Here is a 14,593-nt window from a genome sequence, read left to right on the forward strand (position 1 = left end):
CTCAAAAAAGCCGGTTCAGTCCATCGTAGGCAGCTACCCGATAGGCCTCGGCCATGGTCGGGTAGTTGAAGGTGGTGTTGACGAAGTACTTCAGGTTGTTCTGTTCGCCCGGCTGGTTCATCACCGCCTGGCCGATATGGACGATCTCCGAGGCCTGGTAGCCGAAGCAGTGCACACCGAGGACTTCCAGGGTCTCGCGGTGGAACAGGATCTTCAGCATGCCCTGCGGCTCGCCGGCGATCTGCGCGCGGGCCATGCTCTTGAAGAAGGCCTTGCCCACTTCATAGGGCACCTTGGCCTGGGTCAGCTCCTGCTCGTTCTTGCCGATCGAGCTGATCTCCGGAATGGTGTAGATGCCGGTCGGCACGTCGTTGACGAAGCGCCAGCTGCCGTTGTCGACGATGCTGCCGGCGGCCGAGCGGCCCTGGTCGTGGGCGGCGCTGGCCAGGCTCGGCCAGCCGATCACGTCACCGGCGCCATAGATGTTCGGCACGCTGGTGCGGTAGGTCTCGTCAACTTCGATCTGGCCACGGCTGTTGACCTTGATGCCGATGTTCTCCAGGCCCAGCTTGTCGGTGTTGCCGGTACGGCCGTTGCACCACAGCAAGGCGTCGGCCTTGATCTTCTTGCCCGACTTCAGGTGCAGGATCACCCCGTTGTCCAGGCCTTCGACGCGGTCGTATTCCTCGTTGTGGCGCACGGTGATGTTGTTGTTGCTGAAGTGGTAGCTCAGCGCCTGGGAGATTTCCGAGTCGAGGAAGCTCAGCAGCTGGCCGCGGTTGTCGACCAGTTCGACCAGCACACCCAGGCCGCTGAAGATCGAGGCGTATTCGCAACCGATCACCCCGGCGCCGTAGACGATCAGCTTGCGTGGGGTGTGGCTCAGGCTGAGGATGGTGTCGCTGTCGTAGACCCGCGGGTGGTGGAAGTCGATGTCGGCCGGGCGATACGGACGCGAGCCGGTGGCAATGATGATGTGCTTGGCGTTGAGCTTCTCGACCACGCCGTTGGGGCAGACCACTTCGACGGTCTGCTCGTCGGCGAAGCTGCCGGTGCCGACGAACACATCGACGCGGTTGCGCGCGTAGTAGCCGGTACGCGAGGCAACCTGCTTGCTGATGACTTTCTCGGCGCTCTTGAGCACGTCGGGGAAGGAGAACCAGCGCGGCTCGCCGATGGCGCGGAACATCGGGTTGGTGTTGAACTGCATGATCTGCCGCACGGAGTGACGCAGCGCCTTGGACGGGATGGTGCCCAGGTGGGTGCAGTTACCGCCGACCTGGCGACGGCTGTCGACCATGGCCACCTTGCGCCCTGCTTTGGCGGCGTTCATTGCCGCGCCTTCTCCGGCCGGGCCGGAACCCAGCACCACTACGTCGTAGTTGTAGACAGCCATGCGTACTCCTTCAGAACTGGCCCGCCGGCCGGATGGCCGCGGGGCGCGATCATGTCGCCGGGGCGCCATGAGAAAATTCGGGTGCAGTCTAATCAAGCGTGAACGCCGCGCACATTAACCCTTGGTCGCGTCGTAGGCCATTATTGCCTGCACTACATGTCGTTTCACCGCTTCCCTGGCATTGATCATCCGTGGCTTGCCTTTCACTCGCCTTTCACCACCCGCTCGAAGGCCGGCGTGGAACGGGAGACGAAACCACCCTCGACCCGGGTCACCAGTACCGCGGCAATGCCGTGGGCGACGGCGAAATCCCAGCCCTGCTGCGGCCCGAGGATCAACAGCAGGGTCGAGTAGCCGTCGGCCTGCAGCGCCGAGCCGTCGAGCACCGTCACCGCCGCCAGGTCGTGCTCGACCGGGCGCCCGAGATGGGCGTCGAAGGTGTGCGAATAGCGCCGGCCATTGTCCTCGAAATAATGCCGATAGTCACCCGAGGTCGACACGGCCATGTCCTCCACGTCGATGACCTGGCGGGCGATCTGGCGATCCTCGCGCGGCAGCTCCAGGGCCACCCGCCAGGCACTGCCGTCGGGCTTGCGGCCCACGGCCTTGAGCTCGCCGGTGGCTTCGGCGAGAAACGCCTCGATACCCATGCCGCGCAGGCGCTGGGCGATCAGGTCGACGGCATGGCCAGCGGCGATGCTGTTGAAGTCCAGCTCGATGGGGGCGTCCTTGCACAGGGCGTCACCCTCGATGCGCAGGTGCCGGTAGCCCACACGCTCACGTGCACGGGCCAGCGCCTGCGGGTCGGGCACGTGCATCTCGCGGGCCTGCGGGCCAAAGCCCCAGAGGTCGAGCAGTGGCTCAACGGTGAGGTCGAAGGCACCCCGGCTCTGCTCGGCCAGGTGCTGGCCGAAGCTGGCCAGCTCGAACAGGTCGGCGTCGATGGGCAGGCACTGATTGGCCGGGAGCTGGTTGAAACGGCTGACGGTAGAGTCGCCGCGGTAGGTGGAGTAGCGGGCGTCGATGGCCTGGAGGATGGCCTCGACCTCGGCCTGGACCTGCTCGGGCGCAGGGCCGCCGGGTTGGCGCACGTACTGGATGCTGTAGCTGCTGCCCATGGTCGGGCCGCCGAAGCGCTCGAGGGTGGGGCCTTGATTGCAGGCTGACAGCAACAACAGGCAAAGCAGAAGAACTGTGCGCAACTTAGATCTCTCGATTGACCTGCCCACGCGGTCGATGTGGGAGCGGCCTTGTGTCGCGAAAGGGCAGCAAAGCGGCCCCGGGATTTCTGCAACGCCACCACAATTGCCGGGGCTCCTGCGCAGCCCTTTCGCGACACAAGGCCGCTCCCACATCGATAGCAGCGAGGCGGAAAGAAAAAAAACGGGAACCCGAAGGTTCCCGTTTTTTCAACGCATTACAAGCGGATCAGCGTGGAAACGCTGGCGGGTTCACACCAGCCATGTCTTCCATCACGCGCACCACCTGGCAGCTGTAACCGAATTCGTTGTCGTACCAGACGTACAGGACAACGCGGTTGTCGTTGCAGATGGTCGCCTCGGCGTCGACCACACCGGCGTGGCGCGAGCCGACGAAGTCGGTGGACACCACTTCCTGGGAACTGACGTAGTCGATCTGCTTGTGCAGTTCCGAGTGCATGGCGGTCTGACGCAAGTACTCGTTCAGCTCTTCGCGGGTGGTGGCCTTCTCGAGGTTCAGGTTGAGAATGGCCATCGACACGTTCGGCGTCGGCACACGGATGGCATTGCCGGTCAGCTTGCCCTTGAGCACCGGCAGGGCCTTGGCGGCGGCGGTGGCGGCACCGGTCTCGGTGATGACCATGTTCAGCGGCGCGGCGCGGCCACGACGGCTGCCCTTGTGGAAGTTGTCGATCAGGTTCTGGTCGTTGGTGAACGAGTGAACGGTTTCGACGTGGCCGTTGACGATCCCGTACTGGTCGTTGATGGCCTTGAGCACCGGCACGATGGCGTTGGTGGTGCAGGACGCCGCCGAGATGATCTTGTCGTCGGCGCTGATGTCGCCGTGGTTGATGCCGTGCACGATGTTCTTCAGCGCGCCCTTGCCAGGTGCGGTGAGGATCACGCGAGCAGCGCCCGGGCAGGCCAGGTGCTGGCCGAGGCCGTCGGCGTCACGCCATACGCCGGTGTTGTCGACGATCAGCGCATCGTGGATGCCGTACTGGGTGTAGTCGACTTCGCTCGGGCTCTTGGCGTAGATCACCTGGATCAGGTTGCCGTTGGCGGTGATGGTATTGTTGGCTTCATCGATGACGATGGTGCCGTCGAACGGACCGTGCACCGAGTCGCGGCGCAGCAGGCTGGCGCGCTTGACCAGGTCGTTCTCGGCGCCCTTGCGCACGACGATGGCGCGCAGGCGCAGGCCGTCGCCACCACCGGTCTTCTCGATCAGGATGCGCGCCAGCAGGCGGCCGATACGGCCGAAGCCGTACAGGACGACGTCGGTGCCCTTGCGTGCGGAAGCGTTCTGCTGACCCACGACGTCGGCCAGTTCGTCACGGACGAACTGCTCGGCGCTGCGGCCGTTGCCTTCGGCCTTGAACTTGTTGGCCAGCTTGCCCAGGTCCACCGAGGCGGCACCCAGTTTCAGCTCGCTCATGGCCTTGAGCAGGGGGAATGTCTCGTGGACGGACAGCTCGGTCTCGTCGGTCTGACGGTGACGGGCAAAGCGGTGGGCTTTGAGGATCGAGATAACCGAACGGTTGATCAGGCTGCGGCCATAGATCGAGCTCACCACGTTGTTGTTGCGGTAGAGCTGACCGATAAGCGGGATCATCGCTTCAGCCAGGGCTTCACGATCGATCCACTCACCAAGACACTGGTCGGGCTTCTGAGTCACGGTAACCTTCCACATGTAGGGGAACAAAAAAGGGGCTACATTATGACGCCCCTCGGCGTATCGGGCAATGAGCGCCTGTCGCCGACGCCAGACCCCGTCGTCATGCCCTCGCGAGCCTGACAGCGAGCCCCGGCACCGGTACAATCGACCTCTTTGCCGCATCGCTTGGAGTCCGATCTCCCGTGTCAGTTCTGCGCCTACCGCAAATGTCGGCCACGGCCGGCAAACAAACCTGGGGCAACCTGCCCGGCGCCGCCTTGAGCCTGGCCATCGCCGAGGCGGCCAGTACCGCCGGTCGCTTCACCCTGTTGCTGACCGCCGACAGCCAGGCGGCCGACCGCCTCGAGCAGGAGCTGCGCTTCTTCGCGCCGGCGCTGCCGGTGCTGCCGTTCCCCGACTGGGAAACCCTGCCCTACGACCTGTTCTCGCCGCACCAGGACATCATCTCCCAGCGCATCGCCAGCCTCTACCGGCTGCCGGAGCTGGACCACGGCATCCTGGTCGTGCCGATCACCACCGCCCTGCACCGCCTGGCCCCCACGCGCTTCCTGCTGGGCAGCAGCCTGGTGCTGGACGTCGGCCAGAAGATCGACGTCGAGCAGATGCGCACGCGCCTCGAGGCCAGCGGCTACCGCTGCGTTGACACGGTCTACGAGCATGGCGAGTTCGCCGTGCGCGGCGCGCTGATCGACCTGTTCCCCATGGGCAGCAAGCAGCCGTACCGCATCGACCTGTTCGACGACGAGATCGAGACCCTGCGCACCTTCGACCCGGAGTCGCAGCGCTCGATCGACAAGGTCGACTCGATCCGACTGCTGCCGGCGCGCGAGTTTCCCATGCAGAAGGACGAGGTGACGCGCTTCAAGGCGCGCTTCCGCGAACGCTTCGACGTGGACTTCCGCCGCAGCGCGATCTTCCAGGACCTCACCAGCGGCATCATCCCCGCCGGCATCGAGTACTACCTGCCGCTGTTCTTCGAAGAGACCGCCACCCTGTTCGACTACCTGCCGGCGGACACCCAGGTGTTCTCCCTGCCGGGCGTGGAGCAGGCCGCCGAGCATTTCTGGAACGACGTGCGCGGGCGCTATGAAGAGCGCCGCGGCGACCTCAGCCGACCGCTGCTGCCGCCGGCGGAGCTGTTCATGCCGGTGGAGGACTGCTTCGCCCGCCTCAAGCAATGGCCACGGGTGGTGATCGGTGCCGACGACGTCGAACCCGGCGTCGGCCGCGAGCGCTTTCCGGCCCGCGCCCTGCCCAACCTGGCCATCGAGGCCAAGGCCAACCAGCCGCTGGCGGAACTGGCGAACTTCCTCGACCAGTTCCCCGGCCGGGTGCTGTTCACGGCGGAATCGGCGGGCCGGCGCGAAGTGCTGCTGGAGCTGCTCGAACGCCTGAAGCTGCGCCCGCACACCGTCGACGGATGGGCCGACTTCGTCAATGGCGGCGAACGCCTGGCGATCACCATCGCGCCGCTGGACGACGGCCTGCTGCTGGACGACCCCAGCCTGGCCCTGGTCGCCGAAAGCCCGCTGTTCGGCCAGCGCGTGATGCAGCGCCGGCGCCGCGAGAAACGCGGCGAGGCGGCCAACGACGCGGTGATCAAGAACCTCACGGAGCTGCGCGAAGGCGCCCCGGTGGTGCACATCGACCATGGCGTGGGCCGCTACCTGGGCCTGGCGACCCTGGAGATCGACGGCCAGGCCGCCGAGTTCCTCACCCTCGAATACGCCGAGGGCGCCAAACTCTACGTGCCGGTGGCCAACCTGCACCTGATCGCCCGCTACACCGGCAGCGACGACGCCCTGGCGCCTTTGCACCGGCTGGGCTCCGAAGCCTGGCAGAAAGCCAAGCGCAAGGCCGCCGAACAGGTGCGCGACGTCGCCGCCGAGCTGCTTGACATCTATGCCCGCCGCGCCGCGCGCAAAGGCTATGCCTTCGCCGACCCGGCCGCCGACTACGCCACCTTCAGTGCCGGCTTCCCGTTCGAGGAAACCCCCGACCAGCAGGCCGCCATCGAGGCGGTACGCGCCGACATGCTCGCCGGCCAGCCCATGGACCGCCTGGTCTGCGGCGACGTCGGCTTCGGCAAGACCGAAGTGGCCATGCGCGCCGCCTTCATCGCCGTGCACAGTGGCCGCCAGGTGGCGGTGCTGGTACCCACCACCCTGCTCGCCCAGCAGCACTACAACAGCTTCCGCGACCGCTTCGCCGACTGGCCGGTGAAGGTCGAGGTGATGAGCCGCTTCAAGTCGGCCAAGGAAGTCGCCAGCGCCGCGGCGGAACTGGCCGAAGGCAAGATCGACATTCTCATCGGCACCCACAAGCTGCTGCAGGATGATGTGCGCTTCAAGGACCTGGGCCTGGCCATCATCGACGAGGAACACCGCTTCGGCGTGCGCCAGAAAGAACAGCTCAAGGCCCTGCGCAGCGAAGTGGACATCCTCACCCTGACCGCAACGCCGATTCCCCGCACGCTGAACATGGCGGTGTCGGGCATGCGCGACCTGTCGATCATCGCCACTCCGCCGGCCAGGCGCCTGTCGGTGCGCACCTTCGTCATGGAGCAGAACAAGAGCACGGTCAAGGAAGCGCTGCTGCGCGAACTGCTGCGCGGCGGCCAGGTGTACTACCTGCACAACGACGTCAAGACCATCGAGAAGTGCGCCGCGGAACTGGCCGAACTGGTGCCCGAGGCGCGCATCGGCATCGGTCACGGGCAGATGCGCGAGCGTGAACTCGAACAGGTGATGAGCGACTTCTACCACAAGCGCTTCAACGTTCTGATCGCCTCGACCATCATCGAGACCGGCATCGACGTGCCCAGCGCCAACACCATTGTCATCGAGCGCGCCGACAAGTTCGGCCTGGCCCAGCTGCACCAGCTGCGCGGCCGGGTCGGGCGCAGCCACCACCAGGCCTATGCCTACCTGCTGACGCCGCCGCGCCAGCAGATCAGTGCCGATGCCGAGAAACGCCTGGAGGCCATCGCCAACACCCAGGACCTGGGCGCGGGCTTCGTCCTGGCCACCAACGACCTGGAGATCCGCGGCGCCGGCGAACTGCTTGGCGAAGGCCAGAGCGGGCAGATCCAGGCCGTCGGCTTCACCCTGTACATGGAAATGCTCGAGCGCGCGGTCAAGGCCATCCGCAAGGGCAACCAGCCGAACCTCGAGCAGCCGCTGGGCGGCGGCCCGGAGATCAACCTGCGCCTGCCGGCGCTGATCCCCGAGGACTACCTGCCCGACGTGCATGCACGCCTGATCCTCTACAAGCGCATCGCCTCGGCGGCCGACGAAGAGGGCCTCAAGGACCTGCAGGTGGAAATGATCGACCGCTTCGGCTTGCTGCCAGAGCCGACCAAGAACCTGATGCGCCTGACCCTGCTCAAGCTGCAGGCGGAAAAGCTCGGCATCAAGAAAGTCGATGCCGGCCCCAACGGCGGCAAGCTCGAGTTCGAGGCCGAGACCCCGGTCGACCCGCTGACCCTGATCAAGCTGATCCAGGGCCAGCCCAAACGCTACAAGTTCGAAGGCGCGACCCAGGTCCGCTTCCTGGTGCCGATGGAACGCCCCGAAGAACGTTTCAACACCCTGGAAGCGCTGTTCGAGCGCCTCACTCCACAAAATCCATAAGGAAGCTTCATGCGTGCCATCCGTTGCCTGACCCTGCTGCTGGCCCTGCTCGCGCCGGCTGCCTTCGCCGCAGGCCCCTACCAGGTAGAAATGATCCTGGTGCGGCAGAACGCCGTGCCGGCGATCACCAGCCCCTTCGCTCCGGAAGACTGGAGCGCCGGCGCGCCGCGCCTGGAAAAAGGCGCCGAGCGTCCAACCGGTTTGGGTGATGAAGTCACCCGCCTGCAGGCCACCGCCGACTACACCGTGCTGCTGCACAAGGCCTGGCAGCAGGACACCGAGACTGTCGCCCTCGGCGTCGGCGACGAACAGTTCGGCCACTTCCCCATCGAGGGCAACCTGAGCATCAGGGAAGATCGCTTCATCGCCGTCGACGCCAACTTCTGGGTCAACCAGCTCGATGGCAACGGCAGCGTGCTGCAGAGCGAACAGCTCAAGCAGAACAACAGCAACATGAAGGCCGGCCAGCTGACCTTCTTCGATGGCGGTCACCTGGCGCTGCTGCTCAGGGTTTCGCCGGCCGGCATGCGCAAGATCCCACTGCCGGACCCGGAAATGATGGAGCAGTGACGTGAACGCCGATGTGCAGAAGCTGGCAGCCGAGAACCCGAGCTGGAAGCGCGACTTTTCCGCAGCCACCCTGCAACGGGGCGAACGGTACGCCGAACAGGGCCTGGTGCAGATCCAGTCCCACGGCAACTCGCGCATCGAATCCACCTGCCACGGCAGCGGCGGCAACGTCTACCGCCAGCGGATCATCATCACTGCCGGTCCCTCCGGGCAGTGCCATGTGCGCGGCGACTGCTCCTGTCCGGTCGGCACCAACTGCAAGCACTGCGCCGCCGCGCTCTATACCCTGGCCAACCGCTACGGACAGGTCGCGGCCAACGGCGACCAGCTGCCCCATCACCTGCAGCACTGGCTGCAGGGGCTGGAGCCGCCTGCGCCGCGACAAGACACCACGCAAGACAAGCGCGGCCGCATGGTCTGCTACCAGCTGATACTCAACGACGACCAGAGTTGCGCGCTGCGTGTGCGCAAAGGCACCCGCGAAGAGCACGGCATTCGCTACAGCCGCGTCCAGTCGCTGTACGAACTGCTCTACGAGCCGCCAAAGTTCGTCAAGGACGAGGACCTGCGCATCCTGCGCCAGCTCTCGGCGCAGACTGCACCCTACGGCCATGAGCGCGGCTATCCACTCAAGGGACACGAAGGCGGCGAGCTGCTGCAACGGGCACTGGACACCGGGCGCATGATGTTCATCGAAGGCCTGCCCATGCTGATCCCGGGCGCGCCCCGCCAGGCAGCGTTCCGCTGGGTACGCCTGGACAACGGCGACTATCGCGGCCTGTGGTACAACGGCGAGGTACCGCTCGATTGCGTGCTGCCGCTGGTGCCGCTGTACTACTTCGATATCGACACCCAGGAAGTCGGCACCGTTTCCCACGACCTGGATCCGCACACCGCCCTGCAGCTGTCCCTTGCTCCCGATGTACCGGAACACCTTATCGTGCCCCTCAGCCACAAGCTCAACGCCCTCAATCATCAGCTGCCGACGCCCACTACCGTGCAACAGGAACAGCTCGACAACATCGAGCCGATCCCGCACCTGACCCTCGGCAGCCTCGAGTTCAGCGCCTACACGCCCAAGACCGGACGCATGCAACGGCAGATGCAGCACCGCGCCGCGCTGGCGTTCGACTACGACGGCCTGCGCGCCAGCGGCGGCGACGACAAGCCGCTGAGCCGCCTGGTGGGCAGCACCAGCCAGCGCATCCGCCGCCAGCCCCAGGCCGAGCAGGCCCTGCGCAAGGCATTACGCGAGCAGGGCTTCAAGCCCGCCACCCGCCAGAGCAAGGCCCTGCCCGACAGCGCCGGCGAAATGTACCAACTGCCCGACGACGAAGCCTGGCTGCGCTTCGCCCGCGAAGGCCTGCCGCGCCTGCGCGAGGCCGGCTGGGCCATTGACGTGCACCGCGACTTCGCCTTCAACCTGCACGAGGTCGACGACTGGTACGCCACCATCGACGAAGCGCCGGGCCACGAATGGTTCGACCTGGAGCTGGGCATCGTCGTCGACGGCCAGCGACACAGCCTGCTGCCAATAGTCCTGCAGCTACTGCGCGCCAGCCCCGAGCTGCTGCGCCCCAGCGAGCTGGCGCGGCGCAGTGACGATGAACACCTGCTGATCGACCTCAACCGCGCCCGCCACGACAGCCCGGCGCTGCGAGTCGCCCTGCCCTACGGGCGGATCAAGGCGGTGATGGGCACCCTGGGCGAGCTGTACCTGCATGAGGACGCCAGCGGCCCGAGCCTGCGCCTGGAGCGCGCCGACGCCGCGCGCCTGAACGACATCGACCACCTGCCACTGCAATGGCAAGGCGGCAACCATGTCCGCGACCTGGGCCGGCGCCTGCGTGACGCCCGCGACCTGCAGGTGACGCCGCCCAAGGGCCTGAACGCCACCCTGCGCCCCTACCAGCAGCAAGGCCTGAACTGGCTGCAGGCCCTGCGCGAAATGGGCACCGGCGGCATCCTTGGCGACGACATGGGCCTGGGCAAGACCCTGCAGACCCTGGCCCACCTGCTGCTGGAGAAGGAAGCTGGGCGCCTGGTCCACCCGGCACTGGCGGTGATGCCCACCAGCTTGGTGCCCAACTGGCTCGACGAGGCCCGGCGCTTCGCCCCCGACCTGCGCGTCCTGGCCCTGCACGGCCCCGGCCGCAGCAAGCACTTCGCCAACCTGGCCGACTACGACCTGGTACTGACCACCTACGCCCTCGTCCCTCGCGATCTTGAACACCTCAAGACCCAGTCCTGGCACCTGCTGGTATTGGACGAGGCGCAGAACATCAAGAGCAGCACCAGCAAGGCCGCCCAGGCGGTGCGTGAGCTGCAGGCCAGTCAGCGGCTGTGCCTGACCGGCACCCCGATGGAGAACAACCTCGGCGAACTGTGGTCGATCTTCCACTTCCTGATGCCCGGCTGGCTGGGTGACAGCAAACGCTTCACCCAGGACTACCGCACCCCGATCGAGCGCCACGGCGACGCCGAGCGCATGGCCCACCTGGCCAGCCGCATCCGCCCGTTCCTGCTGCGCCGTACCAAGGAGCAGGTGGCCACCGAGCTGCCGGCCAAGACCGAGATGATCCACTGGGTCGAGCTCAGCGACGCCCAGCGCGACACCTATGAGGCGGTACGGGTGGCGATGGACAAGAAGGTCCGCGACGAAATCGCCCGCAACGGCGCCGCCCGCAGCCAGATCGTCATCCTCGACGCGCTGCTCAAGCTGCGCCAGGTGTGCTGCGACCTGCGCCTGGTCAAGGGCACCGAGGCCAAGGGCACATTCGCCGACAAAGGCAAGCTGGGCAGCCTGCTGGAAATGCTCGAGGAGCTGCTCAGCGAGGGGCGCAAGGTACTGCTGTTCTCGCAGTTCACCTCGATGCTGGCGCTGATCGAGTTCGAACTGGAGAAGCGTGGCATCCGCTACAGCCTGCTGACCGGCGACACCCGCGACCGCCGCGCGCCAGTACAGCAGTTCCAGAATGGCGACAGCGAGGTGTTCCTGATCAGCCTCAAGGCCGGCGGCACCGGACTGAACCTGACCGCCGCCGACACCGTGATCCACTACGACCCGTGGTGGAACCCGGCCAGCGAAAACCAGGCCACCGACCGTGCCTACCGTATTGGCCAGGACAAGCCGGTGTTCGTGTTCAAGCTGATCACCCGGGGGACGGTGGAGGAGAAGATCCAGCAGTTGCAACAGGAAAAGGCAGCGCTGGCGGCCGGGCTGCTCGATGGCGGGCAGGCCGGGCAATGGCGGCTGGGGGATGACGAGATCGAGGCGCTGTTCGCGCCGCTGCCAGGCAAACGAAGTAAGTAAAAGCCCGCCCCACGAGCCCTGAGGGCTTCTTGGGGACGGGCCTGCCCCGCGATGAGGCCGGCGAGGTTAATCGACCAGCTGGGCTTCCTTCAACGCCCCCAACGCCTCCAGCCAACGCGGCTGCTGTCGGTAATCGGTACGCGCAAAGCCCTGCCCGCGCATCCGCGCGATGCGCGGCGACGGCTTGACCTTCATCCGCTGCGCCGCGCTCAGCGCCAGCTCCGCCGCCGCTCGGTCGTTGCACACCAGGCCCATGTCGCAGCCGGCGCTCAGGGCCGCCTCGATACGACTGGCGGCATCACCCACCACATGGGCGCCGGCCATGGACAGGTCGTCGCTGAAGATCACCCCGTCAAAGCCCAGTTCGCCCCGCAGAATGTCCTGCAGCCAGCGCCGGGAGAAGCCGGCCGGCTGATTGTCGACCTGCGGATAGATCACGTGGGCCGGCATCACCGCCGCCAATTGGCCACCCAGGCGGGTGAACGGCACCAGGTCGGCCGCGCGCAACTGCTCCAGACTGCGCTCGTCGACCGGGATCGCCACATGGGAGTCGGCCTCGGCCCAGCCGTGGCCGGGGAAATGCTTGCCGCAGGCAGCCATGCCCGCGGCGTTCATGCCGCGGATGAACGCACCAGCCAGCGCGGTGGCACGCTGTGGATCGCCTTCGAAGGCGCGGCTGCCGACCACGGCGCTGCGCTGGTGATCGAGGTCCAGCACCGGAGCGAAGCTCAGGTCCAGGCCCACCGCCAGCACCTCGGTGGCCATCAGCCAGCCGCACTGCTCGGCCAGGTACTCGGCGTTGGCGTTGTCGGCGATCGCGCGCATGGCCGGCAGGCGCACGAAACCCTGGCGCAGACGCTGGACCCGCCCGCCTTCCTGGTCCACGGCGAGGATCAGTTCGGGGCGGATGGCGCGGATCGACGCGCACAGCTCGCGCACCTGACGCGGGCTGTCGATGTTGCGGGCAAAGATGATCAGGCCGGCCACTTCGGGCTGGCGCAGCAGATGGCGGTCTTCGGCGGTCAGCCATTTACCGGCGATATCCACCATCAGGGAGCCTTGCAGGCTGGAAGTCATAGGGAGTCCTTCATGGGAGGAGGTCCAGGGGCGCTTCGCCGTGGCGCGGGCGCACGCAACCATCGGACAACGAACTGCCCGATGGTTCAGTGGCGAAGCGGCCGTGGTGGCGGAAAATGCGGCGGGAGACAAGGTCTGGCATGGGCGTTAGCTTAGCGCAAGCGCCCTGCCCCGCCCAGTGCTCAGGCCTTGGCGGGGGCGGCGGACTTGCTGCGCGGACGCAACTGCGCCGTGGCCATGGCCTCGTCGGTAACGCCGCTGTCGGCGCGCATGCCGGCGGCCAGGAACGGCACCATCAGGCGCATGACCTGCTCGATCGAGGTGTTGATGCCGAAATCGGTCTCGGCGATGGCCCGCAGGGCCTTGATCCCCGACATGCTGAACGCCGCGGCGCCAAGCATGAAGTGCACGCGCCAGAACAGCTCCAGCGGCGGAATACGCGGCGCGGCCTCGTTAACCAGCAGCATGTAGCGGCGGAACACCTTGCCGTACATGTCTTCCAGGTAACGTCGCAGATGACCCTGGCTCTGGCTGAAGGCCAAGCCCAGCAGGCGCATGAAGATCGACAGGTCGTTGTTGCTGCGCGGCTGCACGGCCAGAGCCTGCTCCACCAGCATTTCCAGCAGCTCCTCGAGCGAGGCCTTCTGCTCGGGACGCGCCTGGCGGCGCTCCAGCTCGCGCTCCAGGCTCGCGCAGAACGGCCCCAGGAAGCGCGAGAACACCGCCTGGATCAGGGCTTTCTTCGAACCGAAATGGTAGTTCACCGCCGCCAGGTTGACCCCGGCCTTGCTGGTGATCAGCCGCAATGAGGTTTCCGCGAACCCGCGCTCCGCGAACAGCTGCTCCGCCGCATCGAGGATGCGTTCAACGGTTTCCGATTGGGCCATGACTACTCCGCCTGACAAACAGTTGTTTGAAACATACGTTTCAGACCTGCCAATGTCAAGGCTGGGTGACCGGTCGGTCGCCATTTAAAAGCGCCAAGAGTCAGGCTGCAAGCGACAAGATGCGTCGGCCATCCGATCTTTCTTGGTCCGGGTGGGTTGCAGGCTGCGAGCCACTGTATATAATCCCAGTCACTGTATAAAAAGACAGAGCCCTCGCCCATGCTGAAACTGACGCCACGCCAAGCCGAGATTCTGGCCTTCATCAAGCGCTGCCTCGAAGACAACGGCTTCCCGCCGACCCGCGCCGAGATCGCCCAGGAGCTGGGCTTCAAGTCACCCAACGCCGCCGAGGAACACCTGAAGGCCCTGGCCCGCAAGGGCGCCATCGAGATGACCCCCGGCGCCTCCCGCGGCATCCGCATTCCCGGCCTGGAGCCGAAAAGCGACGACAGCGGCCTGCCCATCATTGGCCGGGTCGCCGCCGGCGCACCAATCCTCGCCGAGCAGCACATCGAGGAATCCTGCAACATCAACCCGGCCTTCTTCCATCCCCGCGCCGACTACCTGTTGCGCGTACACGGCATGAGCATGAAGGACATCGGCATCTTCGACGGCGACCTGCTGGCCGTGCACACCACCCGCGAAGCCCGCAACGGCCAGGTGGTGGTGGCCCGCATCGGCGACGAAGTGACCGTCAAGCGCTTCAAGCGCGAAGGCAGCAAGGTCTGGCTGCTCGCCGAAAACCCCGAATTCGCCCCCATCGAAGTCGACCTGAAAGAACAGGAGCTGGTGATCGAGGGCTTGAGCGTCGGCGTCCTGCGCCGCTGAACCAGGAGGCGCC

9 protein-coding genes are annotated in these 14,593 nt (G+C 66.1%); 4 read left to right on the forward strand and 5 right to left on the reverse strand.

Annotated elements, in window-relative coordinates; all coding sequences use genetic code 11:
• Position 1 precedes the first annotated feature (1 nt).
• The 3 genes from sthA to AC25M7_RS16285 all read right to left on the reverse strand — a co-directional run bounded on the left by sthA (position 2) and on the right by AC25M7_RS16285 (position 4,288).
• On the reverse strand, positions 2 to 1,396 hold the full coding sequence (sthA, locus tag AC25M7_RS16275) for a Si-specific NAD(P)(+) transhydrogenase (RefSeq protein WP_023631920.1): 1,395 nt from the start codon (positions 1,394 to 1,396) through the stop codon (positions 2 to 4).
• A gap of 203 nt (positions 1,397 to 1,599) precedes the next feature.
• Positions 1,600 to 2,598, reverse strand: coding sequence for an FAD:protein FMN transferase (locus AC25M7_RS16280; RefSeq protein ID WP_069016682.1), 999 nt, complete (start codon positions 2,596 to 2,598; stop codon positions 1,600 to 1,602).
• A gap of 226 nt (positions 2,599 to 2,824) precedes the next feature.
• Positions 2,825 to 4,288 (reverse strand): glyceraldehyde-3-phosphate dehydrogenase, encoded by a 1,464-nt coding sequence (locus tag AC25M7_RS16285; protein ID WP_036986701.1) that lies wholly within the window; start codon positions 4,286 to 4,288, stop codon positions 2,825 to 2,827.
• A 167-nt stretch (positions 4,289 to 4,455) separates the two neighbouring features.
• Here AC25M7_RS16285 and mfd point away from each other — a divergent pair, with 167 nt between their 5' ends.
• From mfd to AC25M7_RS16300, 3 genes are read left to right on the forward strand one after another with little or no spacing between them, the layout of a single operon-like run.
• On the forward strand, positions 4,456 to 7,905 hold the full coding sequence (gene mfd / locus AC25M7_RS16290) for a transcription-repair coupling factor (RefSeq protein ID WP_486971275.1): 3,450 nt from the start codon (positions 4,456 to 4,458) through the stop codon (positions 7,903 to 7,905).
• A 9-nt stretch (positions 7,906 to 7,914) separates the two neighbouring features.
• Positions 7,915 to 8,475 (forward strand): CsiV family protein, encoded by a 561-nt coding sequence (locus AC25M7_RS16295; RefSeq protein WP_028692733.1) that lies wholly within the window; start codon positions 7,915 to 7,917, stop codon positions 8,473 to 8,475.
• Position 8,476: 1 nt separating this feature from the next.
• Complete coding sequence (locus AC25M7_RS16300) at positions 8,477 to 11,788, forward strand: DEAD/DEAH box helicase (RefSeq protein WP_486971276.1); 3,312 nt, start codon at positions 8,477 to 8,479, stop codon at positions 11,786 to 11,788.
• A gap of 66 nt (positions 11,789 to 11,854) precedes the next feature.
• Here AC25M7_RS16300 and nagZ read toward each other — a convergent pair whose 3' ends face one another.
• Together nagZ and AC25M7_RS16310 are read right to left on the reverse strand one after the other, a co-directional pair.
• Positions 11,855 to 12,853, reverse strand: a complete 999-nt coding sequence (gene nagZ, locus AC25M7_RS16305; protein WP_175406179.1) for a beta-N-acetylhexosaminidase — start codon at positions 12,851 to 12,853, stop codon at positions 11,855 to 11,857.
• A gap of 194 nt (positions 12,854 to 13,047) precedes the next feature.
• Positions 13,048 to 13,752, reverse strand: a complete 705-nt coding sequence (locus tag AC25M7_RS16310) for a TetR/AcrR family transcriptional regulator (RefSeq protein ID WP_028692735.1) — start codon at positions 13,750 to 13,752, stop codon at positions 13,048 to 13,050.
• Between the two features lie 219 nt (positions 13,753 to 13,971).
• Here AC25M7_RS16310 and lexA point away from each other — a divergent pair, with 219 nt between their 5' ends.
• Positions 13,972 to 14,580: a transcriptional repressor LexA gene (gene lexA / locus AC25M7_RS16315; protein ID WP_028692736.1), complete on the forward strand. Its 609-nt coding sequence runs from the start codon at positions 13,972 to 13,974 to the stop codon at positions 14,578 to 14,580.
• The last annotated feature ends 13 nt before the right edge of the window (positions 14,581 to 14,593 follow it).

The sequence above is a fragment of the Pseudomonas sp. P106(2024) genome, assembly GCF_057480815.1.

Bases quoted from the DNA above. Each gene is read 5' to 3' on its own strand.
- AC25M7_RS16310 (WP_028692735.1), bottom strand. From the start codon at position 13,752: ATGGCCCAATCGGAAACCGTTGAACGCATCCTCGATGCGGCGGAGCAG.
- AC25M7_RS16295 (WP_028692733.1), top strand. From the start codon at position 7,915: ATGCGTGCCATCCGTTGCCTGACCCTGCTGCTGGCCCTGCTCGCGCCG.
- lexA (WP_028692736.1), top strand. From the start codon at position 13,972: ATGCTGAAACTGACGCCACGCCAAGCCGAGATTCTGGCCTTCATCAAG.
- sthA (WP_023631920.1), bottom strand. From the start codon at position 1,396: ATGGCTGTCTACAACTACGACGTAGTGGTGCTGGGTTCCGGCCCGGCC.
- AC25M7_RS16285 (WP_036986701.1), bottom strand. From the start codon at position 4,288: ATGTGGAAGGTTACCGTGACTCAGAAGCCCGACCAGTGTCTTGGTGAG.